Below are 25442 nucleotides of genomic sequence, written 5' to 3' on the forward strand. Positions count from 1 at the left end.
GATTCATGTCGTCCAGCGGCGACCACATATCGGTGGACTTCGCCACTCTCCAGAGTGCGGCCGGGGACCTCGAAGAGATCCTCAAAACGCTCAACGAGCAGCTCGACCTGCTCTACCAGCGTGTCGAGAAGGCCGTTCTCGGATGGGAGGGCGAGGCCCGCCAGACCTTCGTGGACCAACTCGACAAGTGGGACCGGTCCGCCCAGGACCTCCAGGCCACCCAGGCCTGGCTGCACGAGACCGTGGTGCACGGCCACCTCACCTACGCTTCCGCGCACCGGGCCGTGCTACGTGGTTGGGGGGCCGCCTGATGGGAGCGCCTCCCTCCCCGGCGGCGAACGGTGGCTTCGACGTCCAGCCGCTACACGTCCATCATGCGGCCGACCAGGTGAAGGAGGCCCAGTTCGCCCATGCCGACCGGGCGTTCGCCCTGGTCGACGTGCTGAACAAGTACAACCAGTCCGCCGGGACCGGCCGCGGTGCAGATGCGTTCGCGGACGCCTACATGGAGGTGGCGGCCAAGTTCCTCGAAGCCTGGGGACGCAGCGTGGTCAGTGCCGGCGGGGCGTCCGTCGGCCTGAACCACACCGCCAACCAGTACGTGCTGGCCGAATGGGACGCAGGGGGCCGCAAGGGAGCACAGCCGGCCCTGCGGCCGGAGCTGGTGGTCATCAACAAGCCCCCGCGCTACGGGCCTGTCAACCCCATCAAGTGGACGGGCACCGGCGAGGACGTCGACTCCTGGTGGATCTCCGGCGTCATCGGCGAGTTCCCCGACTTCCTCGCGGACGTCATACGACCCGCCATCGAACACGGCCTCCGCCTCGGCAAGGTCCACGAGATCACCCCGGGCATCAAGGAGGACGAGGTCCGGGACATGGCCAAGGCGTGGCGGAAGATCGGAGCCGAGGCCGTGAAGGCCTCGGACGACTTCAACGCCGCCATCGCCGGGATCACCGACCCGAAGGACAAGGGCGAGTGGCAGGCTGCCATGCGGGCCTTCGGCCAGACCATCTGGGGCACCACGGCCTGGGGCCGCCAGCTGGACGCCCAGGGCAACCGGACGCAGACCGGAGGCCGGGAATGGCGGACCACCAAGGACCTCCCGCCCTCCGGCCGGCGTCCCATCGTCGATGTGCTGAAGAAGACGGCGGACGAGATCGCGCCTCTTCTGGAGCATCTCTGCGACGTCGGCGATCGGACCACCAAGTTCACCACCCAAGCTGCCGTCAACGCAGCGAAGGCCACGGCCTCCGACCTCTCCGACCTGAGCGTGACGAACCTGACCAAGATGGCCGTCGGCGGAATCGTCGGCCGTATCGTCCTCTCCTTCCGGTCCCACATGGACAAGTCGGGGTGTGACGCGGTCGTCGAGACCTACCACAAGGAGTTCACTGAGGCAGCGGGCAAGCTGAAGGCCCTCCTCCCGGAACTCGAGATCGCGATCACGAGCGCACCGACCTACCAGGCGGAAATGGCCCGCGCCCAGGGGTTCGGCGCCCGCTCGCTCAACGAGTTCAAGAAGGAACACAGCTGGCAGATCGGCGACGAGAGCCCCTTCCCGTACGTGTACTCCCTTGACCTGGCGACGAACGAGGGGCTGGGCGGCGCCCACACCATCGACAAGCACGTCGGCAAGACCGACGAGCAGTTGTTGCAGCGGATTACGGACGAGCAGCGCGCGAACGGAAAGTACAACGTCCTAGCCGCCTCGTCCTTCGCAAACCTGGACACGGCCCAGAAGTACACTCAGTACAACATTCGCCAGAACACTACTGAAATCCAGAAATGGCTGAAGAATCCGCCGCCCGCGGAGAAGACCTTCACCGTCCAAGTGTCATCGGTCCCGGACGGACCGCTCTCCGGTTCCGCCGTGACGGGACGGACGGTGCGGGTGGAAAACGACAGGGTATTGCCCGCCCAGGACATCTACGGCGTGATCACTAAGCTCGCATACGACCCCAACCTAAAACCGCCATTCGTCGTGTACACATCGACGCCGGACAAGGTGAACAAATGATGGAACCCCTGACCTCGGCGACCTGGACGGAGGCACTCAAGCTGTACCAGTGGGTCTGCACATTCGCCAGAGTCGCTCCCCGTAAGCACGAGGAATGGTGGCTCGACGTGGGAGCAATCATGCGCCTCGAGGCCCGGGACCCGCGGGGCTGGGAATCCATCGACCCCTACGAGGGCGAGGACGAACGCCGGGAAGACCCGCTGTTCCCATGGCTGGAGACACCCCGCACGTCTGCGGACGTCGAGCGATACCGGGCGCAGGTGAAGGAACTACCCCGGTCATCAGTGAAGTCGCTGCTCATCCTGCTCGGAGCCTCGCCCCACACAAATCTCTACCTGTCACCCGACTGGAAGGACCGCCTGCCTGAGATGGAGCGCAGGGCCGGTGTGCTCATGTCACGCTTCCCGGTGGGCACCCACTTCTACACCAACCTCGGCTGGCGGGGCGACACTCCCGATTTCAACAGGCAGTCCTCCCGACTGCAGAACCCCTTCAGCTGTTACGACTGGGACGCCGGACTCATCGCCGTGAACGACGACGAAGTCGCCGTGTTCTGGAACTTCCAGTCTCTCTGAACCGGAGTGAACGACGATGACCGACCTCACCTCGGAGACCTGGTCCGATGGGCTCAAGCTGTATCGATGGCTCTGCACGTTTGTAGGAGTGGCTCCCCGCGAGCACCAGGATTGGTGGCTCGACGTGGGCGCAATCATGCGCCTCGAGGCCCAGGACCCGCGGGGCTGGGAATCCATCGACCCTTACGAGGGCGAGGACGAGCGCCGGGAGGATCCGCTCTTCCCATGGCTGGACACTCCCTCCACCCCCGCAGATGCGAGGCGCTGCCGCGAACGGGTGGAAGAACTCCCCCGATCCTCGGTGCGGTCGCTGATCGTCTTGCTTGGAGCCGGAACGAGCCGCTTGGACCTCTCCAAGTCATTGGGCTGGGAGGAACACAGGCCGGAAAGGGAACGGCGGGCGGATCTCATCCTGTCGCGCTTTCCTGACGGCACCCGCTTCTACACCAACCTCGGTTGGACGAGTGACCATCCTGATTTCTACGAACAGCCCTTCCGGACCCACGCCCCCTTCAGCCGGTACGACTGGGACGCCGGGCTGATCGCCGTCAACGACGACGAAGTCGCCGTGCTCTGGAACTTCCTGTCCCTCTGACCCGACCCGCCGAACCCGGAAGCCGCATGCTCACCAGATCCGCCACATACCCCGACCGAGAAACCGCCCAGTGGGCCACCCAGCAGGTCGTCAACCGCAACGAGCAGACCATCCACCGTTGGCTCGCCCAGGGCACCCGCCCCCGCCTGGCCATCGAAGCCGCCTGGCCGTCGCGCGAGGATCCCGTCGGCCGGGTTCTGCTCCAGGGCATGGCGCTCGCCGGGCGCGGAGCCGTGGACGTGCGGGCCGCGCGGGTGGTGCTGCGGCGGGAGCCCGCGAGCCCGCTCGGCTTCGTCGTGCACGGCACCTTCCCGATCTACCTGTAGAGGCACAGGCCCATGTCCATGAAACCCCTGGAGTTCGACCGGCGCTACGGCGAGCTCGACCAGGTGATCGGCGCCTACGCCGGCCTCGCCGCCGACGACACCCCCGACCGGCCCGGTCGCGCCCTCACCGCCTACCTGCGCCACACCTGGCACACCCGCCCCTGGGCTCTGTCGGTCGCCGAGCAGCAGCTCCGCACCTACGCCGAGAACCCGCCCGGCCGGCTGCGGCACCGCCTCGGCGAGTTCTACCCGGTCCCCGACATTGGCCTGCCCGAAGCCGAGATCCAGCAGTGGCTGCTCCTGCTCGCCGACCACATTAAGCGGAGCATCGAGGAAGGCCGGGTCCCACCGCCGGTGGCCCTCCCCGAGACGCACTGGGAATGGCACGCCCGCTACCCCGAACTCGGCCAGTTCCTGGGCGGCTGGTTCTCCCAGGACATGCCCGACGAGTTCGACGACCACGACGCCGCCGTCCGCGACTACGCCGACTCGGCCGACCCGACCCTCGTGGCCCGCCTCGTCGGAGAGGTGCGCGAGCTCCTCGCCTTGGGCCTGGAGGAGGTCGACTACGCCGTGGGCGTGGCCGAGCTGGGTATGGAGGTCGACCCTCCGGCCCCCTACGCACCGAGCGGCTGGCTGGCCGTAGTCGCCGAACGACTGGCCGGGCCCCGCGCCGAATACGCGTAGGAGGAGAGCTTCCTGGGCGGCAAGCCGGCAGGCTGGCAGGGCCAGACGGGCGTCACGGCCCGTCCGGCCTCGGGCACCCTCACCGTCCGCTCCACACCGGCCCCTTGGCCCGCCGGGCGCACTGTCAGTGCCGCCCCCTAGCGTGGAGGAGACCGAACACACACCACCGGGGGATCCATGAACCACACGTTCCAGGGACGACGACGCACCGCGCTCACGCTCGCGGCCACAACGGCGTTCCTCACCCTGGCCGGCGGCGCCGCCCAGGCGGCGGAGACGGGCGAGCTGCTTCCCTACCCGGGGCCCGACGGCGTGATCTGGGTTCCCGAACAGACCGGCTCCAGCGGGTTCGTCTCTGGCGGGCTGTCCCCGTACCTGGATACCTACACCACCTTCGCCTGCGAGGGCGGCGGCAGCATGGTGGTCTCCTTCACCCTCGACGAATACCCGGACCGCAACCCGGCCCCCTTCACCCTGACCTGCCCCGAGGACACCCCGGCCCAGGTCACGATCCCCCTGGGCCCGGGCCTCCACGGCGGCTTCGGCGCCGTGGTCACCACCTCGGCCCCCACCCTCCGCTGGGCCGCCACGGTCGTCCAGCCGGAGTAGCCCCACCCAACGCCACGGCGCCCGTCATCCCTGGTCGGCGGCATGACGGGCGCCGTGTCGGATCGGGGAGCACTTGAAGCGGACCCACACGGTCTTTCCCACCAGCTGGTCGGTGACGCCCAGCTCGTCGGCGAGTTCGGAGACCAGCCAGAGCCCCCGGCCCGACGAGGCTTCCACTCCGGGCCGCCCCACCGCCGGCACCCCCGGGCCGCTGTCCCGGACCTCGACCCGGACCACGCCGTCTTCCCACAGCAAGCGCACACAGAACTCGCGCCCGTACGGGACCCCGTGGAGCACGGCGTTCGCCGCAAGCTCGGATGCGCAGAACCGGATGTCATCACCCCTGTCCGAGATACCCCATTGCCCGAGCGTGTCGCCCGCGAACTGCCGCGCCGCGCGCACCGAGCTGCGGGTTCGAGGGAATCGCTGCTGCCGACAAAGAGTCATGCCGCCCACCGTCCTGACGCTGAGTTCCAACACCGTCACCGACCGTACCGCTATTCGCGAAAACCAGCAAGGTAATGGAGACTGAGGTAGGCGGTGGGCTTCGCATACCGTGGGAATGCCAACAAGGAGTTGGCATACGGGAGGGCGGCATGAGCGGCAGCGGGTGGACCAGTACGTCGATGCCATACCTGACACCACGTGCAACCGGAGCACCGGACGCGTGGACGGAAGAGGCGAGGGCTGCCGGACGTCACGGCGGGCAGCGGATCGTGCGAGCCGGGGAGACGCCCGCGAGCGCCGAAGTGGCGGAGCTGCTCGGCGTGGACGAGGGCGCGACGGTCGTGGTCCGGCGCCGGATCATCGAACTCGGCGGCCAGCCGTGCGAGTTGACCGACACCTTCTACCCGGCGCACATCGCGTCCGGCACGCCTCTCGCCGGTACCGCCAAGATCCGCGGTGGAGCGGTCACCCTCCTCGCCTCGCTCGGGCACGTCGGGACGAGGGTCGTGGAGACCGTCAGCGCGCGGATGCCCTCCGACGAGGAGCGCGAGCAGCTGGGCCTGGGCCGCGAGGAGCCCGTCCTGTGCATCAACCGCGTCACGTACGACGCGGGCGACGCCGCTCTCCAGGCCGACCTGATGCTCATGCCGGCGACCCGCCAGCAGCTGCGCTACGAGACCAGGATCGGATGACCTTGCCCACCCCGGAAGACACCGCACCCGACCCCCGGCCGCTGCACGCCCGCATCGCCGCCGACCTGCGCGACGCCATCATGAACGGCGAACTCGCGCCCGGCTCGAAAGTGCCCTCGACGGCGCGGCTGAAGGAACGCTTCGACGCCTCGAACGCCACCATCCAGAAGGCCTTGCAGATCCTCAAGGCCGAAGGGCTCGTGGTCGGCCGGGCGGGAGCCGCCGTGACCGTCCGCGAGAACCGGCAGCGGACCGTCCGTCCGGCGTCCTCACTCACACCGGCGACGGCAGGCGCGGCGTACCCGTGGCTGGCCCAGGTCGCCGGACCGGCTCGCGCCGAGGCCCGTAGCGAGCTGGTCGGCGTTGGCGAGGCCGACGTCCACGGTGACGTCGCCGCCGCCCTCGGCCAGGAGAACGGATCGCCGGCATTGCTGCGGCACCAGCTCATCACCGTCGACGGCGAGCCCGCGGAACTCGTCAGCTCCTACTACCCGCTCGACATCGCCCGCGGCACCGCACTCGCCGAATCCCGCAGGATCCGGGGCGGGAGTCCGACCCTGCTCAAGGAGCTTGGCTTTCCACCGCGCACGAGCGTGGACCGTGTCTCCGCACGTATCCCCACCCAGGCTGAACACGCGGCACTGCGCCTGCCGGGCGATCTACCGGTGCTCCGCACACTGAGGACCGTCTACAGCAATGACCACCGGCCGATCGAGGTCACCGTCATGGTGAAGGCCGGGCACCTGTACGAGCTGCAGTACGAGTTCACACCCGAGTAGCCCCGCCGAACGCCACGGCGCCCGTCATCCCTGGTCGGGGACATGACGGGCGCCGTGTCGAGTGCCGTACTCCGTTGTACGGACCGTATGAGGGGTCCCGCCCCACGAGAGGGGCGGGGGTGACGCGTGGCGCCGCCCGGGGCGCCGACGGCCGGAGGCCGGCGCAGCCGGGGGAAGCCCGGGAGGCCGCCTGCGGCCGAGCGGTGCGAGCCCGGCGGGGAGAATCAGATCATCAGCGAGCGGTCCGTCGGCTTGACGGGGTACGGGAGGGCGCTCGTGCCCGTCAGGTAGCGGTCCACGCCGCGTGCGGCCGAGCGGCCCTCCGCGATGGCCCACACGATCAGGGACTGGCCGCGGCCCGCGTCGCCGGCGACGAAGACGCCGTCGGCGTCGGTGGCGTACGAGGCGTCGCGGGCGATGTTGCCCCGCTCGTCCAGGCTGACGCCGAACTGCTCGACCAGGCCGTTGGACTGGTCGGTGCCCGTGAAGCCCATCGCCAGGGTGACCAGCTGCGCGGGGAGGACGCGCTCGGTGCCGGGCTTCTGGACGAGCTTGCCGTCCTCGAAGGCGACCTCGACCAGGTGCAGGGCCTGGACGTTGCCGTCCTCGTCGCCCTCGAAGTGGGTGGTGGAGACGGAGTAGATCCGCTCGCCGCCCTCCTCGTGGGCCGAGGTGACCTTGTACAGCATCGGGAAGGTCGGCCACGGCATGGCCGCCGGGCGGTCCTCCGACGGGCGGGGCATGATCTCCAGCTGGGTGACCGACAGGGCGCCCTGGCGGTGGGCGGTGCCGACGCAGTCCGCGCCGGTGTCGCCGCCGCCGATGACGACCACGTGCTTGCCCTCGGCCGTGATGGGGGGCGCCACGAAGTCGCCCTCCTGGACCTTGTTCGCGAGCGGCAGGTACTCCATCGCGAAGTGGATGCCCTTGAGCTCGCGGCCCGGGACCGGGAGGTCGCGGGAGACCGTGGCGCCGGCGGCCACGACCACCGCGTCGAAGCGCTTGCGCAGGTCGGTGGCGGTGATGTCGCGGCCGACCTCGATGCCGGTGCGGAACTTGGTGCCCTCCGCGCGCATCTGCTCGATGCGGCGGTTGATGTGCACCTTCTCCATCTTGAACTCGGGGATGCCGTAGCGCAGCAGGCCGCCGATGCGGTCGGCGCGCTCGTACACGACCACGGTGTGGCCGGCCCGGGTCAGCTGCTGGGCGGCGGCCAGGCCGGCCGGGCCGGAGCCGATGACGGCCACGGTCTTGCCGGAGAGGCGCTCGGGGGCCTGCGGGGTGACGTCGCCGTTGTCCCAGGCCTGGTCGATGATCGAGACTTCGACGTTCTTGATCGTGACGGCCGGCTGGTTGATGCCGAGCACGCACGCCGACTCGCAGGGAGCCGGGCACAGGCGGCCGGTGAACTCCGGGAAGTTGTTCGTGGCGTGCAGGCGCTCGGCGGCGGCGGACCAGTCCTCGCGGTAGGCGTAGTCGTTCCACTCGGGGATCAGGTTCCCGAGCGGGCAGCCGTTGTGGCAGAACGGGATGCCGCAGTCCATGCAGCGGCCGGCCTGCTTGCTGATGATCGGGAGCAGCGAGCCCGGGACGTAGACCTCGTTCCAGTCCTTGACGCGCTCGGCGACGGGACGGGTGCAGGCGGTCTCGCGGGGGGTGGTGAGGAAGCCCTTCGGGTCAGCCATGGGTCGCCGCCTCCATCATCTTCTCGGTGGTCTCGGACTCGGAGAGTCCGGCCAGCTCGGCGGCGTCCTTGGCGGCGAGCACTGCCTTGTACGTGGTCGGGATGATCTTGCTGAAGCGGGCCGCGGCGGCGTCCCAGTCAGCCAGGAGCTTCGCGGCCACGGTCGAGCCGGTCTCCTCCTCGTGGCGGCGCACCACATCGTGCAGCCACTGCTTGTCGGCGTCCGAGGGGACCTCGACGGCCTCCGCGTTGCCGGAGTTGACCTGGCGGGGGTCGAGGTCGATGACGTACGCGACGCCGCCGGACATGCCCGCCGCGAAGTTGCGGCCGGTCTCGCCGAGGACGACGGCCGTGCCGCCGGTCATGTACTCGCAGCCGTGGTCGCCCACGCCCTCCGAGACGACCAGGGCGCCGGAGTTGCGGACGCAGAAGCGCTCGCCGGTGCGGCCGCGCAGGAACATCTCGCCGCCGGTGGCCCCGTAGCCGATGGTGTTGCCGGCGATGGTGGAGTACTCGGCGAGGTGGTCGGCGCCGCGGTCCGGGCGGACCACGATCCGGCCGCCGGAGAGGCCCTTGCCGACGTAGTCGTTGGCGTCGCCCTCCAGGCGCAGGGTGACGCCCTTGGGGAGGAAGGCGCCGAACGACTGGCCGGCCGAACCGGTGAAGGTCAGGTCGATGGTGTTGTCGGGCAGGCCCGCACCGCCGAACTTCTTGGTGACGTGGTGGCCGAGCATGGTGCCGACGGTCCGGTTGATGTTGCGGATCGCGACCTGGGCGCGGACCGGCTGGGCCGCCTCGGCGGTCTCGGCGTTCAGCGCGTCGGCGGCGAGCTCGATCAGCTCGTTGTCGAGGGCCTTCTCCAGACCGTGGTCCTGCTCGATCAGGGCGTGGCGGACGGCGCCCTCGGGCAGGGCCGGCACGTGGAAGAGGGGTTCGAGGTCGAGGCCCTGGGCCTTCCAGTGGCTAACGGCCTTGCTGGTGTCGAGGAGTTCGGCGTGGCCGACGGCCTCCTCTATGGTGCGGAAGCCCAGCTCGGCCAGGATCTCGCGGACCTCCTCGGCGATGAACTCGAAGAAGTTCACGACGAACTCGGGCTTGCCGGAGAAGCGGTCGCGCAGGACCGGGTTCTGGGTGGCGATGCCGACCGGGCAGGTGTCCAGGTGGCAGACGCGCATCATGACGCAGCCGGAGACGACGAGCGGCGCGGTCGCGAAACCGAACTCCTCGGCGCCGAGCAGCGCGGCGATGACCACGTCGCGGCCGGTCTTGAGCTGGCCGTCGGTCTGGACGACGATGCGGTCGCGCAGGCCGTTGAGCAGCAGGGTCTGCTGGGTCTCGGCGAGGCCGAGCTCCCAGGGGCCGCCCGCGTGCTTGAGCGAGGTGAGCGGGGAGGCGCCGGTTCCGCCGTCGTGCCCGGAGATCAGGACGACGTCGGCGTGGGCCTTGGAGACGCCGGCCGCGACCGTTCCGACGCCGACCTCGGACACGAGCTTCACGTGGATGCGCGCGGCCGGGTTGGCGTTCTTGAGGTCGTGGATCAGCTGGGCCAGGTCCTCGATGGAGTAGATGTCGTGGTGCGGCGGCGGGGAGATCAGGCCGACGCCGGGGGTCGAGTGACGCGTCTTGGCGACCCACGGGTAGACCTTGTGGCCGGGCAGCTGGCCGCCCTCGCCGGGCTTGGCGCCCTGGGCCATCTTGATCTGGATGTCGTCCGCGTTGACCAGGTACTCGCTGGTGACGCCGAAGCGGCCCGAGGCGACCTGCTTGATCGCCGAGCGGCGCTCCGGGTCGTAGAGGCGGTCGGGGTCCTCGCCGCCCTCGCCGGTGTTGGACTTGGCGCCCAGCTGGTTCATGGCGATGGCGAGGGTTTCGTGCGCCTCCTTGGAGATGGAGCCGTACGACATGGCGCCGGTGGAGAAGCGCTTGACGATCTCGGAGACCGGCTCGACCTCGTCGATGGAGATCGACGGGCGGTCGGAATTGAAGCCGAAGAGGCCGCGGAGCGTCATCAGGCGCTCGGACTGCTCGTTCACCCGGTCCGTGTACTTGCGGAAGATGTCGTACCGGCGGTTGCGGGTGGCGTGCTGGAGGCGGAAGACCGTCTCCGGGTCGAACAGGTGCGGCTCGCCCTCGCGGCGCCACTGGTACTCGCCGCCGATCTCCAGGGCGCGGTGCGTCGCCGCGATGCCGGAGACGGGGTAGGCCTTGGCGTGGCGGGCGGCGACCTCCTTGGCGATGACGTCCAGGCCCGCGCCGCCGATCTTGGTGGCGGTGCCGCTGAAGTAGGTGCCGACGAACTCCTCGTCGAGGCCGATGGCCTCGAAGACCTGGGCGCCGCGGTAGGAGGCGACGGTGGAGATGCCCATCTTGGACATGACCTTCAGGACGCCCTTGCCGAGGGCGTAGATCAGGTTCTTGATGGCCTTCTCGGGCTCGATGCCCTCGATGAAGGTGCCGGCGCGCAGCAGGTCCTCGACGGACTCCATGGCCAGGTACGGGTTGACGGCCGCGGCGCCGTAGCCGATGAGCAGGGCGACGTGGTGGACCTCGCGGACGTCGCCGGCCTCGACCAGCAGGCCCACCTGGGTGCGCTGCTTGGTGGCGATGAGGTGGTGGTGCACGGCGGAGGTGAGCAGCAGCGACGGGATCGGCGCGTGCTCGGCGTCGGAGTGGCGGTCCGACAGGACGATCAGGCGGGCGCCGGCCGCGATGGCGGCGTCGGCCTCGGCGCGGATCTCCTCGATGCGGGCGGCGAGGGCCTCGCCGCCGCCGGAGACCCGGTAGAGGCCGGAGAGCGTGGCGGCCTTCATGCCGGGCATGTCGCCGTCGGCGTTGATGTGGATGAGCTTGGCCAGCTCGTCGTTGTCGATCACCGGGAAGGGCAGGGTGACGCTGCGGCAGGACGCGGCGGTCGGCTCCAGCAGGTTGGACTGCGGGCCGATCGAGGAGAGCAGCGAGGTGACGAGCTCCTCGCGGATGGCGTCCAGCGGCGGGTTGGTGACCTGCGCGAAGAGCTGGGTGAAGTAGTCGAAGAGCAGGCGCGGGCGCTCGGAGAGGGCCGCGATCGGGGAGTCGGTGCCCATGGAGCCGAGCGGCTCGCCGCCGGTGCGGGCCATGGGGGCGAGGATGACGCGCAGCTCTTCCTCGGTGTAGCCGAAGGTCTGCTGGCGGCGGGTGACCGAGGCGTGGGTGTGGACGATGTGCTCGCGCTCGGGCAGGTCGGTCAGCTCGATCTCGCCGGTCTCCAGCCAGTCCGCGTACGGGGCGGCGGAGGCGAGCTCGTCCTTGATCTCGTCGTCCTCGATGATCCGCTTCTGGGCGGTGTCGACGAGGAACATCTTGCCGGGCTGGAGGCGGCCCTTGCGGACGACCTTGGCCGGGTCGATGTCGAGGACGCCGACCTCGGAGCCGAGGACGACGAGGCCGTCGTCGGTGACCCAGTAGCGGCCGGGGCGCAGACCGTTGCGGTCGAGGACCGCGCCGACCTGGGTGCCGTCGGTGAAGGTGACGCAGGCGGGGCCGTCCCAGGGCTCCATCATCGTGGAGTGGTACTGGTAGAACGCGCGGCGGGCCGGGTCCATGGAGGTGTGGTTCTCCCACGCCTCCGGGATCATCATCAGCACGCTGTGCGGCAGCGAGCGGCCGCCGAGGTGGAGCAGCTCCAGGACCTCGTCGAAGGAGGCGGAGTCGGAGGCGTCCGGGGTGCAGATCGGGAAGATGCGGTCCAGGGCGGCCTCGCCGAAGGCGGAGGTGGCCAGCTGGGACTCGCGGGCCTTCATCCAGTTCCGGTTGCCCTTGACCGTGTTGATCTCGCCGTTGTGGGCGACGAAGCGGTACGGGTGGGCGAGCGGCCAGGACGGGAAGGTGTTCGTCGAGAACCGGGAGTGGACCAGGGCGAGCGCCGAGGCGAAGCGGCGGTCGGAGAGGTCCGGGAAGAAGGGCTCCAGCTGGCCGGTGGTCAGCATGCCCTTGTAGACGATGGTGCGGGCGGAGAGCGAGGGGAAGTAGACCCCGGCCTCGCGCTCGGCGCGCTTGCGCAGGACGAACGCCTTGCGGTCCAGCTCGATGCCGCTCGTGCCGTTGCTGAGAAACAGCTGGGAGAAGGCGGGCATCGTGGTGCGGGCGCCGTTGCCGAGCAGGTCGGGGGTGACCGGCACCTCGCGCCAGCCGAGGACCGTCAGGTCCTCCTCGGCGGCGATGGCCTCGATGCGCTCCACGGCGACGGCCTGTGCGGTGCCGTCGGCGGGGAGGAAGGCGATGCCGACGGCGTACGCGCCGGCCTCGGGGAGCTCGAATCCCGCGACCTCGCGCAGGAAGGCGTCCGGGACCTGGGACAGGATGCCCGCGCCGTCGCCGGAGTCGGGCTCGGAGCCGGTGGCGCCGCGGTGCTCGAGGTTCCGCAGGACGGTCAGGGCCTGCTCGACGAGTGTGTGGGTGGCCTCGCCGGTGAGGTTCGCCACGAATCCGACGCCACAGGCGTCCTTCTCGTTGCGCGGGTCGTACATGCCCTGCTGGGCGGGGCGACCGTCCATGGGCGACCAGGCGGTGGTGCTGGGGCCGGTCGCGGAGTGCGTGGATGCGGAACGCATCGGCTCTCCCGTCGTCGTCGTGGCAAATGTGCTGGCCGAGGGACGACGTTGGCCCTCTGCGAAAGTTCGTGCAGGCTACATGATGGCCTTGATCCCGAGAAGCGGATATCACATTCCAGCATGCGGACACTGCACGAGGCAGAAAGAAGGGACCTTCGGTGGGCTGCGGAGGGTGGAACGAGCTGGGGAGCTTTCCGCGTATACGGCTCGGGATGAAGGCCCCGGCGCGAAACGGGCATCTTTGCCCGACGCCCTGGTCTGATGCCCGGCGGCAACGGAAGTGAAACCACCGGATCGGAGACTACTTATGTTGCGTCCTGCATAGTGTCTCACTCCCGGGGCGTTCAGCCTATGGCGCCGCCGATCCAGGTTCCCAGGACGTACGTCACACCGGCCGCGGCACCACCCAGGACAAGCTGGCGCATACCGCTGTACCACCAGGACCGGGCCGTGACCCGCGCCACCACCGCGCCGCAGGCGAAGAGCCCGGCGAGCGCCAGCAGCACGGCCGGCCACAGGGCGGTCGCCCCGAGCAGGTAGGGCAGTACGGGCAGCAGCGCGCCCAGCGCGAAGGAGCCGAAGGACGATACGGCCGCCACCAGCGGTGAGGGCAGGTCGTCGGGGTCGATGCCGAGCTCCTCGCGGGCGTGGATCTCCAGCGCCTGCTCCGGATCGCGGGACAGCTGCATCGCGACCTCGCGGGCGAGGGCGGGCTCGACCCCGCGCGAGACGTAGAGCTCGGCGAGCTCCTCCATCTCGTCGACCGGGTGCTTGCGCAGCTGCTGGCGCTCCACGTCGAGCTCGGCGAGGACCAGCTCGCGCTGCGAGGCGACGGAGGTGTACTCGCCGGCCGCCATCGAGAAGGCGCCGGCGGCGAGACCGGCGAGGCCGGTGATGACGATGGTCGCCGGGGCCACCGCGCCGCCCGCCACGCCGGTCATCAGCGCGAGGTTGGAGACGAGCCCGTCCATGGCGCCGAAGACGGCCGGGCGCAGCCAACCGCCGTTGACGTCGCGGTGGGTGTGGTTGTCGCGGTGGGCGGTGTGCAGCGGCGCTTCGGTGTCGATGATGGACATGCGGCGTATCTCCCCTTTTCACATGACTTGGGTACGCGCAAGCGACGCGCAGCCGTGCCCTCCCCGGGCACTCCCCTGAACACCTCGAAACTACGCACGATTTGCGGCCGCCGCCAGCAAGGAAGGCCGTACTTACCTGGGCTTTCGCGGGTCGGCGACCGGGTGACGGGGGTGTTCGGGGGGCGTTTCGCGGCGAGCGACAAACCACATGGCATGGCACAAATCCCCCAGGGGCTCATGATGGGTCCCCATCACGTGGGAGAGGCGCGCCATGGAGCTGGTCGCATGCAATCCGCAGGTCCTCCTCGAACGGGCCCGGGGCGCGCTGCTGGGCCTCGCGGTGGGTGACGCGCTGGGCGCCCCCGCGGAGAACATGAAGCCGTCGCAGATCCGCGCGCGGTGGGGCCGTATCGAGGGGTTCGTGTCGGAGGACCCGGCGGGCACGGACGACACCGAGTACGCCATCTTCTCCGGCCTGCTGCTGGCGCGCCACGGTTCGGCGCTGACCGTCGCGCACGTGGAACGGGCCTGGCACCACTGGATCGCCGACCTGGACGAGGGGCCGTTCCGCGGGGCCGGCTTCTCGGAGCGGGGCACGCTGGAGAACCTGCGCCGGGGCCTGGCCGCGCCCATCTCGGCGCAGCACCGGCACGCGTGGTCGGACGGGCTGGCGATGCGGGCGGCCCCGTTCGGGGTGTTCGCGGCGGGGCGCCCGGCGGAGGCGGCCCGCCTGGTCGCGATCGACGGCTCGGTCAGCCACGACGGGGAGGGCATCTACGGCGGCCAGGCCGTCGCCGCCGGAGTCGCGGCGGCGATGGCCGGGGGCTCCCCCGCGTCGGTCGTCTCGGCGGCCCTGTCGGTCATCCCGCCGGATTCCTGGACGGCCCGCTCCCTGCGGCGCGCGGTCACCGCCGCTCCGGGCGGGGAGCGGGCGGTGCGCTCGGCGGTGGTCATCGGCGGGTATCCGTGGACGGACCTGGCCCCGGAGGCGGTGGGCCTGGCCTTCGGGGCGTTCGCCGCCTGTGCGGGGGACTTCCCGTCCTCGGTCCTCACCGCGGTGAACATGGGCCGCGACGCCGACACCACGGCGGCGGTGGCGGGGGCCCTCTCGGGCGCCCTGTCGGGCGCCGCGGCCATCCCCGCCGCCTGGTCCTCGGCGATCGGCCCGGTCCGCGGCAGCTGCCTGCCGTCGATGCGCGGCTACCACGTCCTGGACATCGCGGACCTCCTCACCCCGGAGCCCACACGATGACCCCACCGGCCGACCCCACCCCGCCGGCCCCCACCCCGGGCCCCGGCAGCACACCCCCGCGCCTGCGCCCCGCGCCCCTCACCACCACCGCGGCGGGGGTGGGCAGAGGGGCGGGCGTCGGAGGGGGCAGCCGGCCGGGGGCTGTCCTGGCGCCGGGACACGAGGCCACAGCCGCGGCCGCCGGGCCCGTGGCTCCGTCCCCCGGCGGGGGCGCCGCGGCGGGGGCCGCCCGGCGTGTCCTGGCACCGGGACACCGGGCCGGGGAGCCGGGCCCCGCCCCGCGCGGCGCCGGGGCCGGGGACGCGCCCGCGGCTGCCGTGGACACCCCGACCGGTGACCGGGCGGGCAGCGGCGGAGTGGGGGAAGGTTTCGCCGCCCCGGCCGGGGTGGCGGACGGGGCACTGCCCGGCCCCGCAGCGGTGCCGGGACCGGCCCGCACGAACGGGACCCAGGCCGGATCCCGAGAGCTTGCCCGCACGGACCACACGCAGGCCGCACCACCGGAGACGGCCCACGCGGCCCTCACCCCCGCCGCGCCGCCGGAGGCGGCCCACGCGACCCTCGCCCCGGCCGCGCCGCCGGGGGCGGCCCACGCGGCCCTTGCCCCCGCCGGGCCGCCCAGGCCCGAGTGCGGCCGCCGTGGGCCGGTCCCGTTGCCGGAGGCGGGGGGCGGCGGCCGGGGTGGGCTGCGCCGGATCGAGGGGCTGCTGCTCGGGCTCGCCGCCGGGGACGCGGCCGGGTGGCCCGCCGCGCGGCACCGGGCCAGCCGGATGCCCGAGTGGACCCGCCGGCTCACCCGCGAGCTCGACACCTTCGCCGAGCAGAACGCCACCACCACCCTCCCCGTCCCCATCGCCCTCAACCAGCCCCCCGAACCACTGCGCCTGGGCCCCTCCGACGACGCCGAGTGGGCCGCCTTCGCCGCCGAGTCCGTGCTCACCGCCGCCGGCGCGCTGCTCAGCGACCTCTCCCGGTCCCGCCGTATGCGCGCCGCCCTCGACCTGGCCTGGAACGCCCTGGCCAGCGAGGTGGCCGCGGCGGCGGAACGGGCCCCCGAGGTCGAGTCCGCGGTGCTGCCGATGCGCGCACGGATCTCCGTACGGGCCGGCCTCGGCAACCTCGCCGCCGGGCTGCGCCCGCCCGCCACCGGCCACGACAACCCGCACTACTTCGACGACGCCGCCTGCGTCCGCGCCTGCGTGCTCGCCGTCGTCCACCCCGGCGACCCCCACGCCGCCGCCGAACTCGCCGAGTTCGACGCCCGCTACACCCAGGACGGGGACGGCGTCCACGGCGCCCGCGCCATGGCCGCCGCCGTCGCCGTCGCCCTCGCCGGGGCGGACACCCGCGCCGCCGTCGACGCCGCCCTGGAACAGCTGCCCGCCGCCACCGAGATCGGCCGCAACGCCCGGCACGCCGTCAAGCTCGCCCGTACCGACGGCGAGGGCGCCTTCGCCCTCGTCCCGCTCCTGGAACACCAGATCGTGGACCACGTCTACAGCTACGGCATCGCCGCCGCCGAGACCGTCCCCGTCGCCCTGGCCCTGGCCACCGCGGCCCGCGGCCGGGTCGCCGAAGCCGTACCGGCCGCCGCCTGCCTCTCCCGGGTCGCCGACTCCGCCCCCGCCCTCGCCGGCGCCCTCACCGGCGCCCTCGGCGGCGGCGACTGCCTGCCCGCCGCCTGGCGCGAGGCCTGCCGCGTCCTGTCCGGCTGCGCGCTGCCCCGCCTGGCCGGAACCGACCTGGTCGAGCTCGCCGCGCTCCTCGCCCGTACGGAACTCACCGCACCGACACACAAGGGATGATTCGAACATGACGTTCACGCTGGAGGACCGGATCACCGGCTCCCTCGTCGGCGCCGCCGTCGGCGACGCCCTCGGCGGCCCGGTGGAGGGCTGGTCCCCCGAGCAGATCGCCGAACGGCACGGCGGCCGCGTGCACGGCGTCGTGGGCCCCTGGTACGAGGACTGGCGCACCGCCCGCCCCATCGCGCCGTACCACAAGGGCGACGGGCACGTCACCGACGACACCCTCATGACGCACGCGCTGGTACGGGTCTACGCGACCGTACGGGACCACCTGGACGCGTACGCGATCGCCGAGCACCTCGTCCCCGACCTGATGTCCGTACCGCGCTGGATCCCCGAGCTGGAGGCCGAAGCCCTGCCGTTGCAGCGGGTGTTCCTCGCGGAGAAGTGGATCGTGACGCGGCTGCACTACGCGCACGCCGACCCCCGCGAGGCCGGCACCGGCAACATCGTCAACTGCGGTGCGGCGATGTACATGGCGCCGGTCGGACTGGTCAACGCGGGCAACCCGCAGGGCGCTTACGCCGAGGCGCTGGACATCGCGGGCGCCCACCAGTCCTCGTACGGACGGGAGGCGGCCGGGGTCTTCGCGGCGGCCGTGGCGGCGGCGTGCCTGCCGGGGGCGACGGCCGCGTCGGTGGTGGAGACCGCGCTGGACCTGGCCAAGGACGGCACGCGGGCCGCCATCGCGGCGGTACGGGAAGCGGCCCTGCGCCACCGGGACTTCGAGTCCGCGCTCGGGCCGCTGCGGGAGGCGGTGGCCCCGTACGACTCGGTCGGCCCGGACTACCGCGCACCCTCGCTCGGCGCCCGGCGGCCGTCGCGGCTGCACTCCGTCGAGGAGCTGCCGATCGCCCTCGGCATGCTGCTGGTCGCGGACGGCGGGTACGAGACGGCCGTGCTCGGGGCCGTCAACTACGGGCGGGACTGCGACTCCACGGCCGGCATGGCGGGGGCGATCGCGGGGGCGCTGGGCGGGGCGGGGGCGGTCCCGGAAGGCTGGGCCAAGCGGGTCGCCGAGGCCAGCCGCCTGGACCTGCACGCCCCCGCGACGGTCCTGGCCGCCGTGGCCCGCGAGGTCTTCACCCGCGACCGCGACCGCCGCCGCGCCCACGAGACGGCGTTCACGGCCCTGGCGTCCCCCCGATGACCGGGCGCCCCGCCAGACGTCCGGCCCCGCCGGCCGGTGCCACCCGCGCGCAGCCGGACGCCCCCCGGTGGGCCGCGGCCCGGCGCACCCCGGCGGGGACCGGCGTGCGCACCGAAGGCCCCGCGGCGGCACCCGGGGCGGAACTCGTACGGCTGACCTGGGCGCAGCCCGAGGACCTGGTCGGGCACGAGCTGCGGCAGGCCGCCGAGGACGGCCGGGACGCCGGGCCGCTCCTGCGGGCCTGGCTGGCGGCGGGCGGCCACCCGGCCCCCGCCCGGGCCGGGGCCTCCCCCACCCCGGCCGGGCCGCAACTGCGCGCCCTCGCCACCCGCCTCCTGGACGAACTCGCGGCCCTCCCGGTCCCGTCGGCCGCCGACGAGCCCACGTCCTGGCCCGCCATCCGCGCAACCTGGCCCCCCGCCACGGGCGACCGAAACGCGTCCGCACCCGCCGCCGCGCCCCACCGCTCGGCAGGCACAGAATCCCGACACCCCACCGCAGGCACGCACCCTCAACCGGCCGCCGCAGCGATGCCAGGACCCGCCCCGGCCCCCGGCCCGCACCCCCGGCCAGAGGCCATGCCGACCGGGTCGGAGACCCCGGCAGAGCCAGGGCGCGGGCACGCCCCGGACCGGGGCCCCAGCCCACGCACCCGGCCCCAACCCGCACCGGCCGGTCAGACCGCCGCACCGGCGGAGCCGACCCCGCCGACCAGCGCGGCCGACACCACGGGGCCCGGGCGACCCGCCCTGCCGCACACGACCCGCCCCGACACGGACCCGGAACGGCCCGCCCGGCCAGAGGCCGTGCCGGTCGGGGCGGAGACCCCGGCAGGGCCGGGCGGCCACGCCCCGGAGCGGGGTCCCGGCCCGTGCGCCCGGACCGGCGCCGGGCCGGGCGGCCAGGCCGCGGCGACCGCCTGTTTTCGTACCCGGCCGCGGGGCGCGGCCGCGGCGGAGCCCGGCGAGGGGGCCGGGGCCGTCGATCCGCTCCTGTGTGCCCGGCTGGAGGCCGCCTGGCTGGGGCGGGCCGTCGGGTGCGTCCTGGGGAAGCCCGTCGAGAAGCTGCCGCTCGACGGGATCCGGGCTCTGGCCCGGGCCGCCGGGAACTGGCCGCTCGACGACTGGTTCACCGCCCGCGGCGTCCCCGCGGAGCTCCTGGCCGCCTACCCGTGGAACCGCCGCTCCGCCGCCACCTCCCTCGCCGAGAACATCGACGGCACGCCCGAGGACGACGACCTGAACCACCCCCTCCTCGGCCTGCTCCTCCTCCAGCGGCACGGCAGGCGCTTCACCACCGCCGACCTCGGCCGCCTCTGGCTCGACGAGCTCCCCGCCGGCCGGGCCTTCACCGCCGAACGGATCGCGTACCGCAACCTGCTCCTCGGCCTGGAGCCCCCGCTCACCGCGACCCACCACAACCCCTTCCGCGAGTGGATCGGCGCCCTGATCCGCGCCGACGTCCACGGCTGGACCAACCCCGGCGACCCGGCCGCCGCCGCCGAGCAGGCCTGGCGGGACGCCGTCCTCAGCCACACCTCCACCGGCGTCCACGCCGCCCTCTTCGCCGCCGCCACCCTCGCGGAGGCGGCCTCCGGCCGGGCCGACGTGCACGGCGCCCTGCGGGCCGGACTGGCCGTCGTACCGCCCCGCTCCCGCCTCGCGGAAGCCGTCCGCTTCGGGATCCGCACCGCCCGCGCGGAGGCCGGCTTCGAGCGGGTCGTGGACCTGCTGCACGCCCGTTACGGCGGCTACCACTGGGTGCACGCCCTGCCCAACACCGCCCTGATCGCCGCTGCCCTCACCCACGCCGACGGGGACTTCACCCGTTCCGTGTGCGGCGCGGTGTCCGGCGGCTGGGACACCGACTCCAACGGGGCCACCGCCGGCTCCGTCGCCGGGCTGCTGGCCGGCTCCGCCGACCGGATCCCCGAGCGGTGGACCGCGCCGCTGGGGAACCGCCTCTCCACCACCGTCGCCGGTTTCGACGGCGTCGGCTTCGACACCCTCGCCCGTCTCACCGCCCAGGAGGCAGCCCGACCATGACGGCCATCGCCGTGCTCGGCAGTACCAACATGGACCTCGTCGCCTACGTCCCCAAGGCCCCGCACCCCGGGGAGACCGTCACCGGACGGGAGTTCCGCACCGTTCCCGGCGGCAAGGGGGCCAACCAGGCGGTGGCCGCCGCCCGCCTCGGCGGGCAGGTGGTGATGATCGGCGCCGTCGGCGCGGACGAGTTCGGCGTCCAGCTGCGGGCGGCCCTCGCCGGGGCGGGGGTGGAGACCGCCGCCCTGCGCACCGTCGAGGGGGCCAGCGGCACCGCCCACATCACCGTGGACGACGAGGGGGCGAACAGCATCATCGTGATCCCCGGCGCCAACGGCCGCGTCACCGGCCTGGAGCCGGGCGACGACTCCCGCATCGGCGCCGCCGACTGCCTGCTGCTCCAGCTCGAACTCCCCCTGGAGGCCGTCCTCGCCGGCGCCCGCGCCGCCCGCGCCCACGGGGTGCGCACGGTCCTCACCCCGGCCCCGGTGCGGCCCCTGCCGCCCGAACTCCTCGCCGCCACCGACCTGCTGGTCCCCAACGAGCACGAGGCCGCCGCCCTGACCGGGCTGACCGACCCGCACCGGGCCGCGGAGGTGCTGCTGCGGGAGGTACCGGAGGTGGTGATCACCCTGGGGGCGGCGGGCTGCCTCCACGCGGCCCGGGGGCGTGAGCCGCTGACCGTGCCGGCGCCCCGGGTGCGGGCCGTGGACACCACCGCCGCCGGTGACACCTTCGTGGGGGCGCTCGCGGTGGCCCTCGGGGAGGGCCGGCCGGTGCCGGAGGCGCTGCGCTGGGCCTCGGTGGCGGCGTCCCTCTCGGTGCAGCGGCCGGGGGCGCAGTCCTCGATGCCGACGCGCACGGAGACGGATGCCGCCGCCGCCCTGGCCGGGCCCCCGGGGGCGGAGCCCGGCCTCCCCCCGGGGGACCCCTCATGACCCCGGCCGGCCCGGACCCGGACCCGGATCCCGGCCCGGCCCCCGCCCCCGGACCGGCCCCCGCCCCCGGCCCGGGTTCCGGACCCCTCGCCGGGCTGCGGGTGCTGGACCTGGCCACCCTGTTCGCCGGGCCCCTCGCCGCCACCCTGCTCGGGGACTTCGGGGCCGAGGTGGTAAAGGTCGAGCACCCCGGGCGGCCCGACCCCTCGCGCGGGCACGGCCCCGCCAAGGACGGGATCGGGCTGTGGTGGAAGCTGCTCGGGCGGAACAAGCGGACGATCACCCTCGACCTGTCCACCCCCGGCGGCCGGGACACCCTGCTGCGGCTGGCCGCCACCGCCGACGTCGTGGTCGAGAACTTCCGCCCGGGCACCCTGGAGAGGTGGGGCCTGGGCTGGCCCGAGCTGTCGGCCGCCAACCCCCGCCTCGTCCTGGCCCGGGTCACGGCCTTCGGCCAGCAGGGCCCGTACGCCCGCCGGCCCGGCTTCGGCACCCTCGCCGAGGCCATGAGCGGCTTCGCCGCGATCACCGGCGAGCCGGACGGCCCGCCGACCCTGCCACCGTTCGGCCTCGCCGACTCCATCGCCGCCCTGACCTGCGCGTACGCCGTGATGACCGCGCTCGCCGGCCGGGAGCGGACCGGACACGGCCAGGTGGTGGACCTGGCGATCATCGAGCCGATCCTGACCGTGCTGGGCCCGCATCCGCTCTGGTACGACCAGCTCGGCTACGTCCAGCCCCGCACCGGCAACCGTTCCGCGAACAACGCCCCCCGCAACACCTACCGCAGTGCGGACGGCCGCTGGCTGGCGGTGTCCGCGTCGGCGCAGTCCGTTGCCGGGCGGGTGGTCCGCCTGGTCGGGCGGCCCGAGCTGGCCGACGAGCCCTGGTTCGCCACCGGCGCCGGCCGGGCCGCGCACACGCACGTCCTCGACGAGGCGGTCGGCGGCTGGATCGGCCGCCACAAGGCGGAGGAGGTGGTCACGGCCTTCGAGGAGGCAGAGGCGGCCGTCGCCCTGGTCTACGACGTACGGGACGTGCTCGCCGACCCGCAGTTCGCGGCCCTCGGCACGGTCACCGAGGTCGAGGACCCCGAACTCGGCCTGCTGCGGATGCAGAACGTCCTCTTCCGGTTGTCGGAGACCCCCGGCGGGATCCGCTGGGCGGGCCGCCCGCACGGCGCGGACACCGAAGCCGTCCTGACCGAACTCGGCCTGACCCGGGCCGAGATCACCGCTCTGCGCACGGAGGGTGCGTTGTGATCCTGACCTGGCTTTACGCACCCGGGGACCGCCCGGCGGTGGTGGAGAAGGCCCTGCGCTGCGGGGCGGACGCCGTGATCGTGGACCTGGAGGACTCGGTGTCGGCCTCCCGTAAGGAGTACGCCCGCGCCGCCACCGCCGAGCTCCTCGCCGAACGCCCGCCGGTGCCGGTACACGTCCGGGTGAACGCCCTGGGTTCCCCCTGGGCCGGGGCCGACCTCACGGCACTGGCCCGCCTGCGCGGGCTGGCGGGGCTGCGGCTGCCGAAGGTCGACGCCCCGGAGCAGATCGTCCGCGTCGCGGACCGGACGGGCGGGGTGCCGCTGTACGCGCTGCTGGAGTCCGCGCTGGGGGTGGAGCGGGCGTACGACATCGCCCGCGCGCACCCTTCCCTGCAGGGGCTGACCCTGGGCGAGGCGGACCTCTGCGCGGACCTCGGGGTGTGTGCGGAGGGCGGGCTCGACTGGCCGCGCTCCAGGGTGGTCGTGGCCGCCCGGGCCGCCGGGCTGGCGCCGCCGGCGCAGTCGGTGTTCCCGGACATCCGGGACCTGGAGGCACTGGCCGCGTCCTGCGCGCGGGGGCGTTCGCTGGGGTTCCTGGGGCGGGCGGCGATCCACCCCCGGCAGCTGCCGGTGATCGAGCGGGCGTTCCTTCCGCGGCCGGAGGAGGTCACCGCGGCGCAGGAGGTCGTCACGGCGGCCCGGGCCGCGCCCGGTGCCCTGGCCCTCCCGGACGGCCGCTTCATCGACCCCGCGGTCGTGGCGGCCGCCCACCGCACCCTCTCCCTGTCCCAGCGCCCCCGCTGACCCCCCACCCGGCCCGGCCTGGCCCCCTTGCCCGGCACCGCCCGCCCCACATGTCCCGGGCCCGACCTGGCACGCCTCCTGCCCGGCCCGGGCGGCCCCGGGGCCCTCGCGCTCCCCGACGGCCGCTTCATCGACCCCGCGGTCGTGGCGGCCGCCCACCGCACCCTCTCCCTGTCCCAGCGCCCCCGCTGCCCCCCCCCCCCCCCCCCCCGGCCCGGCCTGGCCCCCTTGCCCGGCACGGCCCGCCCCCGCAGGGCCCCGATCGGCGCGGGCCGACCGCGGCCCTGCGGGGCTGGTCTCCTACCCGCCCTTCCACCGTTCCCAGGAGCGCCGCCCCTGACCTCCAGCTACCGCTGGGAGGCGCCGGCGGGGCTGGAGCGTCCCTGGGCTCCGCCCCGGACCCCGTGCCGGGCGCTGCGCGCCCAGGGCGTTCAAGCGCCGCGCGGGCTGGAATTTCGCTGCGCGAAATCCGGCCGCGGTAAGGCCGCAGCCGACGGACCGGCCGCGCCGAATCCAGCCCCGCCGGCGTTTGAGGCGCTGGGGGAGGGTCTGGGGGCGGAGCCCCCAGGGAGCGGGCGAAGTGGGGGTCCCCCCGGACGGAGTCTGGGGGAGGGTAGGGGACCTCCGCCCCGCACAGCGGCACCCCGCACCCCGCAACTGCCACCCGGCACGCCGAAGGGGGCGCCGCACCCGGTGCGGCGCCCCCTTCGGGCGGGTCGTCAGCTCTTGTCGGACTCCGGGCCCGCGTCCGCGCCGGCCTTGGTCAGCCCGACCGGCTTCGCGTCGGCCTTGTCGTCTCCCGGTCCCGCAGCGGCACCGGCGGCGCCCTCCGGCGTCGCCGCCTCAGCCCCGGCGGCGGCGTCGGACTTCGCAACCTCAGCCCCCGCGAGGGCACCCGGCTTCGCAGCCCCAGCCCCGGCGGCGGCCTCCGGCTTCGCGTCCCCGGCTCCGGCCTCCGCGCCCGCGGCCCCGGCGGCGGCCTCCGGCTTCGCGTCTTCCGCCCCGGCAGCGGCCGGCTTCGCCTCGGCGGCATCGGCGGCCCCGGCCTGCGCAGCAGCCGGCGTTTCGTCCCCGGAACCCCCGGCGCCCCCGGCAGGTTCCGGCTCCACGACCGTCTCCCGCCCCGGCCGCAGCTTCGCGGAGAGGACGAAGTAGACGACCGCGAGGACGAAGACCACGATGGCCGTCCACACGTTCAGACGGAGGCCCAGGATGTGGTGCGCCTCGTCGACCCGCATGTACTCGATCCAGACCCGCCCCGAGCAGTACGCCGCCACGTACAGGGCGAAGGCCCGCCCGTGCCCGAGCTTGAAACGGCGGTCGGCCCAGATGACCAGGGCGGCGACGCCCAGGCACCACAGGGACTCGTACAGGAAGGTCGGGTGGTAGAGGCCGGCGACCCGGTTCGGGCCCTCGCTGATCTTCAGCGCCCACGGCAGATCGGTAGGGCGCCCGTACAGCTCCTGGTTGAACCAGTTGCCCCAGCGGCCGAAGGCCTGGGCGACGGCGATGCCGGGGGCCAGGGCGTCGGCCCAGGCGGGCAGCGGGATGCCGCGCAGCCGGCAGCCGATCCAGGCTCCCACCGCGCCGAGCGCGATCGCGCCCCAGATACCGAGGCCGCCCTCCCAGATCTTGAAGGCGTCGACCCAGTCCCGGCCTTCGCCGAAGTAGAGCTGGTAGTCGGTGATCACGTGGTAGAGGCGACCGCCGACCAGGCCGAACGGCACCGCCCACACGGCGATGTCCGCGACCGTGCCCGGCTTTCCGCCGCGCGCGATCCACCGCTTGTTGCCGAGCCAGACGGCGACGAAGACGCCGATGATGATGCAGAACGCGTAGCCGCGGAGCGGGATCGGTCCGAGATGGATCACGCCGGTCGACGGACTGGGGATGTAAGCAAGGGTCATGGCAAGGCTGACGCTACCCTGCCGGGCGGTGGCCACCGCAACCCGCCCGGCAAGCTGAAACCAAAACCACACACGGCCGTCGCCGCGCCTCAGTCCTCCGTAGTCTCCTTGGACACCGTCTTCGAGCCGGGCGAAGAGACCGAAGCACCCGAAGAGCCCGAAGAGCCCGATGTACCCGAAGAGCCCGACGAGCGC

The 25442-nt window shown here is 73.2% G+C and carries 20 protein-coding genes and 1 pseudogene; 16 read left to right on the forward strand and 5 right to left on the reverse strand.

Going from position 1 to position 25442, the window contains the following annotated elements:
- Window positions 1-5 precede the first annotated feature (5 nt).
- The 7 genes from B4U46_RS09715 (at window position 6) to B4U46_RS09745 (ending at window position 4812) form a co-directional block, all read left to right on the forward strand.
- Entirely contained in the window at window positions 6-311 is a 306-nt protein-coding gene (locus B4U46_RS09715) for a WXG100 family type VII secretion target (protein ID WP_045949710.1), read from the forward strand.
- The gene (locus tag B4U46_RS09720) at window positions 311-2020 is read left to right on the forward strand and encodes an RNase A-like domain-containing protein (RefSeq protein ID WP_079425916.1); all 1710 of its coding nucleotides are present in this window, start codon (window positions 311-313) and stop codon (window positions 2018-2020) included. Before B4U46_RS09715 ends, B4U46_RS09720 begins: the two co-directional genes overlap by 1 nt.
- Window positions 2020-2595: a hypothetical protein gene (locus tag B4U46_RS09725; RefSeq protein WP_123995605.1), complete on the forward strand. Its 576-nt coding sequence runs from the start codon at window positions 2020-2022 to the stop codon at window positions 2593-2595. Before B4U46_RS09720 ends, B4U46_RS09725 begins: the two co-directional genes overlap by 1 nt.
- A 16-nt stretch (window positions 2596-2611) precedes the next feature.
- Window positions 2612-3190, forward strand: a complete 579-nt coding sequence (locus B4U46_RS09730) for a hypothetical protein (protein WP_079425923.1) — start codon at window positions 2612-2614, stop codon at window positions 3188-3190.
- A gap of 26 nt (window positions 3191-3216) precedes the next feature.
- Window positions 3217-3516 carry an RNase A-like domain-containing protein gene (locus tag B4U46_RS09735; RefSeq protein WP_079425927.1) on the forward strand — a complete coding sequence of 100 codons (300 nt, stop codon included), beginning with the start codon at window positions 3217-3219 and terminating at the stop codon, window positions 3514-3516.
- A gap of 12 nt (window positions 3517-3528) precedes the next feature.
- Window positions 3529-4203, forward strand: a complete 675-nt coding sequence (locus tag B4U46_RS09740; RefSeq protein ID WP_079425930.1) for a contact-dependent growth inhibition system immunity protein — start codon at window positions 3529-3531, stop codon at window positions 4201-4203.
- A 177-nt stretch (window positions 4204-4380) separates the two neighbouring features.
- Window positions 4381-4812, forward strand: a complete 432-nt coding sequence (locus tag B4U46_RS09745) for a hypothetical protein (protein WP_079425933.1) — start codon at window positions 4381-4383, stop codon at window positions 4810-4812.
- Between the two features lie 24 nt (window positions 4813-4836).
- On the opposite strand, the gene B4U46_RS09750 is transcribed toward B4U46_RS09745, so the two are convergent.
- Complete coding sequence (locus B4U46_RS09750; RefSeq protein WP_398908269.1) at window positions 4837-5292, reverse strand: ATP-binding protein; 456 nt, start codon at window positions 5290-5292, stop codon at window positions 4837-4839.
- A gap of 146 nt (window positions 5293-5438) precedes the next feature.
- Here B4U46_RS09750 and B4U46_RS09755 point away from each other — a divergent pair, with 146 nt between their 5' ends.
- Together B4U46_RS09755 and B4U46_RS09760 are read left to right on the forward strand one after the other, a co-directional pair.
- Window positions 5439-5951, forward strand: coding sequence for a UTRA domain-containing protein (locus B4U46_RS09755; protein ID WP_311736943.1), 513 nt, complete (start codon window positions 5439-5441; stop codon window positions 5949-5951).
- Entirely contained in the window at window positions 5948-6730 is a 783-nt protein-coding gene (locus tag B4U46_RS09760; RefSeq protein ID WP_079425939.1) for a GntR family transcriptional regulator, read from the forward strand. The genes B4U46_RS09755 and B4U46_RS09760 overlap by 4 nt, the downstream gene beginning before the upstream one ends.
- A 224-nt stretch (window positions 6731-6954) precedes the next feature.
- Here the strand turns inward: B4U46_RS09760 and B4U46_RS09765 are convergent, their stop codons facing one another.
- The 3 genes from B4U46_RS09765 to B4U46_RS09775 form a co-directional block, all read right to left on the reverse strand.
- Window positions 6955-8415 carry a glutamate synthase subunit beta gene (locus tag B4U46_RS09765; RefSeq protein WP_079425942.1) on the reverse strand — a complete coding sequence of 487 codons (1461 nt, stop codon included), beginning with the start codon at window positions 8413-8415 and terminating at the stop codon, window positions 6955-6957.
- A complete protein-coding gene (gene gltB / locus B4U46_RS09770; RefSeq protein ID WP_185117313.1) occupies window positions 8408-12946 on the reverse strand; it encodes a glutamate synthase large subunit in 4539 nt (1512 codons plus the stop codon). Before gltB ends, B4U46_RS09765 begins: the two co-directional genes overlap by 8 nt.
- Window positions 12947-13347: 401 nt before the next feature.
- The gene (locus tag B4U46_RS09775) at window positions 13348-14079 is read right to left on the reverse strand and encodes a VIT1/CCC1 transporter family protein (protein ID WP_079425951.1); all 732 of its coding nucleotides are present in this window, start codon (window positions 14077-14079) and stop codon (window positions 13348-13350) included.
- A gap of 271 nt (window positions 14080-14350) precedes the next feature.
- On the opposite strand from B4U46_RS09775, the gene B4U46_RS09780 reads away from it, so the two are divergent.
- The 7 genes from B4U46_RS09780 to B4U46_RS09815 all read left to right on the forward strand — a co-directional run bounded on the left by B4U46_RS09780 (window position 14351) and on the right by B4U46_RS09815 (window position 23340).
- Entirely contained in the window at window positions 14351-15331 is a 981-nt protein-coding gene (locus B4U46_RS09780; RefSeq protein WP_079425954.1) for an ADP-ribosylglycohydrolase family protein, read from the forward strand.
- Window positions 15332-15984: 653 nt separating this feature from the next.
- On the forward strand, window positions 15985-17136 hold the full coding sequence (locus tag B4U46_RS09785; RefSeq protein WP_079431662.1) for an ADP-ribosylglycohydrolase family protein: 1152 nt from the start codon (window positions 15985-15987) through the stop codon (window positions 17134-17136).
- A gap of 7 nt (window positions 17137-17143) precedes the next feature.
- On the forward strand, window positions 17144-18289 hold the full coding sequence (locus B4U46_RS09790) for an ADP-ribosylglycohydrolase family protein (RefSeq protein WP_079425957.1): 1146 nt from the start codon (window positions 17144-17146) through the stop codon (window positions 18287-18289).
- Between the two features lie 530 nt (window positions 18290-18819).
- A complete protein-coding gene (locus tag B4U46_RS09800; protein WP_398908702.1) occupies window positions 18820-20334 on the forward strand; it encodes an ADP-ribosylglycohydrolase family protein in 1515 nt (504 codons plus the stop codon).
- On the forward strand, window positions 20331-21272 hold the full coding sequence (gene rbsK / locus B4U46_RS09805) for a ribokinase (RefSeq protein WP_079425960.1): 942 nt from the start codon (window positions 20331-20333) through the stop codon (window positions 21270-21272). The genes B4U46_RS09800 and rbsK overlap by 4 nt, the downstream gene beginning before the upstream one ends.
- Complete coding sequence (locus B4U46_RS09810) at window positions 21269-22534, forward strand: CaiB/BaiF CoA transferase family protein (RefSeq protein ID WP_079425963.1); 1266 nt, start codon at window positions 21269-21271, stop codon at window positions 22532-22534. Before rbsK ends, B4U46_RS09810 begins: the two co-directional genes overlap by 4 nt.
- A complete protein-coding gene (locus tag B4U46_RS09815) occupies window positions 22531-23340 on the forward strand; it encodes an HpcH/HpaI aldolase/citrate lyase family protein (RefSeq protein ID WP_079425966.1) in 810 nt (269 codons plus the stop codon). Before B4U46_RS09810 ends, B4U46_RS09815 begins: the two co-directional genes overlap by 4 nt.
- Window positions 23341-24293: 953 nt before the next feature.
- Here the strand turns inward: B4U46_RS09815 and lgt are convergent.
- Window positions 24294-25247 (reverse strand): annotated as a pseudogene (gene lgt / locus B4U46_RS09820) (prolipoprotein diacylglyceryl transferase); the annotation flags it as partial.
- Between the last annotated feature and the right edge of the window lie 195 nt (window positions 25248-25442).

Source organism: Streptomyces katrae (assembly GCF_002028425.1).
Classification (GTDB): Bacteria; Actinomycetota; Actinomycetes; order Streptomycetales; family Streptomycetaceae; genus Streptomyces; species Streptomyces katrae_A.

Coding starts and splice junctions, on each gene's coding strand:
- B4U46_RS09765 (WP_079425942.1), bottom strand. CDS start 8,415: ATGGCTGACCCGAAGGGCTTCCTCACCACCCCCCGCGAGACCGCCTGC.
- B4U46_RS09715 (WP_045949710.1), top strand. CDS start 6: ATGTCGTCCAGCGGCGACCACATATCGGTGGACTTCGCCACTCTCCAG.
- B4U46_RS09800 (WP_398908702.1), top strand. CDS start 18,820: ATGCCAGGACCCGCCCCGGCCCCCGGCCCGCACCCCCGGCCAGAGGCC.
- B4U46_RS09725 (WP_123995605.1), top strand. CDS start 2,020: ATGGAACCCCTGACCTCGGCGACCTGGACGGAGGCACTCAAGCTGTAC.
- B4U46_RS09735 (WP_079425927.1), top strand. CDS start 3,217: ATGCTCACCAGATCCGCCACATACCCCGACCGAGAAACCGCCCAGTGG.
- B4U46_RS09745 (WP_079425933.1), top strand. CDS start 4,381: ATGAACCACACGTTCCAGGGACGACGACGCACCGCGCTCACGCTCGCG.
- rbsK (WP_079425960.1), top strand. CDS start 20,331: ATGACGGCCATCGCCGTGCTCGGCAGTACCAACATGGACCTCGTCGCC.
- B4U46_RS09780 (WP_079425954.1), top strand. CDS start 14,351: ATGGAGCTGGTCGCATGCAATCCGCAGGTCCTCCTCGAACGGGCCCGG.
- B4U46_RS09760 (WP_079425939.1), top strand. CDS start 5,948: ATGACCTTGCCCACCCCGGAAGACACCGCACCCGACCCCCGGCCGCTG.
- gltB (WP_185117313.1), bottom strand. CDS start 12,946: ATGGACGGTCGCCCCGCCCAGCAGGGCATGTACGACCCGCGCAACGAG.
- B4U46_RS09730 (WP_079425923.1), top strand. CDS start 2,612: ATGACCGACCTCACCTCGGAGACCTGGTCCGATGGGCTCAAGCTGTAT.
- B4U46_RS09775 (WP_079425951.1), bottom strand. CDS start 14,079: ATGTCCATCATCGACACCGAAGCGCCGCTGCACACCGCCCACCGCGAC.
- B4U46_RS09720 (WP_079425916.1), top strand. CDS start 311: ATGGGAGCGCCTCCCTCCCCGGCGGCGAACGGTGGCTTCGACGTCCAG.
- B4U46_RS09740 (WP_079425930.1), top strand. CDS start 3,529: ATGTCCATGAAACCCCTGGAGTTCGACCGGCGCTACGGCGAGCTCGAC.
- B4U46_RS09790 (WP_079425957.1), top strand. CDS start 17,144: ATGACGTTCACGCTGGAGGACCGGATCACCGGCTCCCTCGTCGGCGCC.
- B4U46_RS09810 (WP_079425963.1), top strand. CDS start 21,269: ATGACCCCGGCCGGCCCGGACCCGGACCCGGATCCCGGCCCGGCCCCC.
- B4U46_RS09755 (WP_311736943.1), top strand. CDS start 5,439: ATGCCATACCTGACACCACGTGCAACCGGAGCACCGGACGCGTGGACG.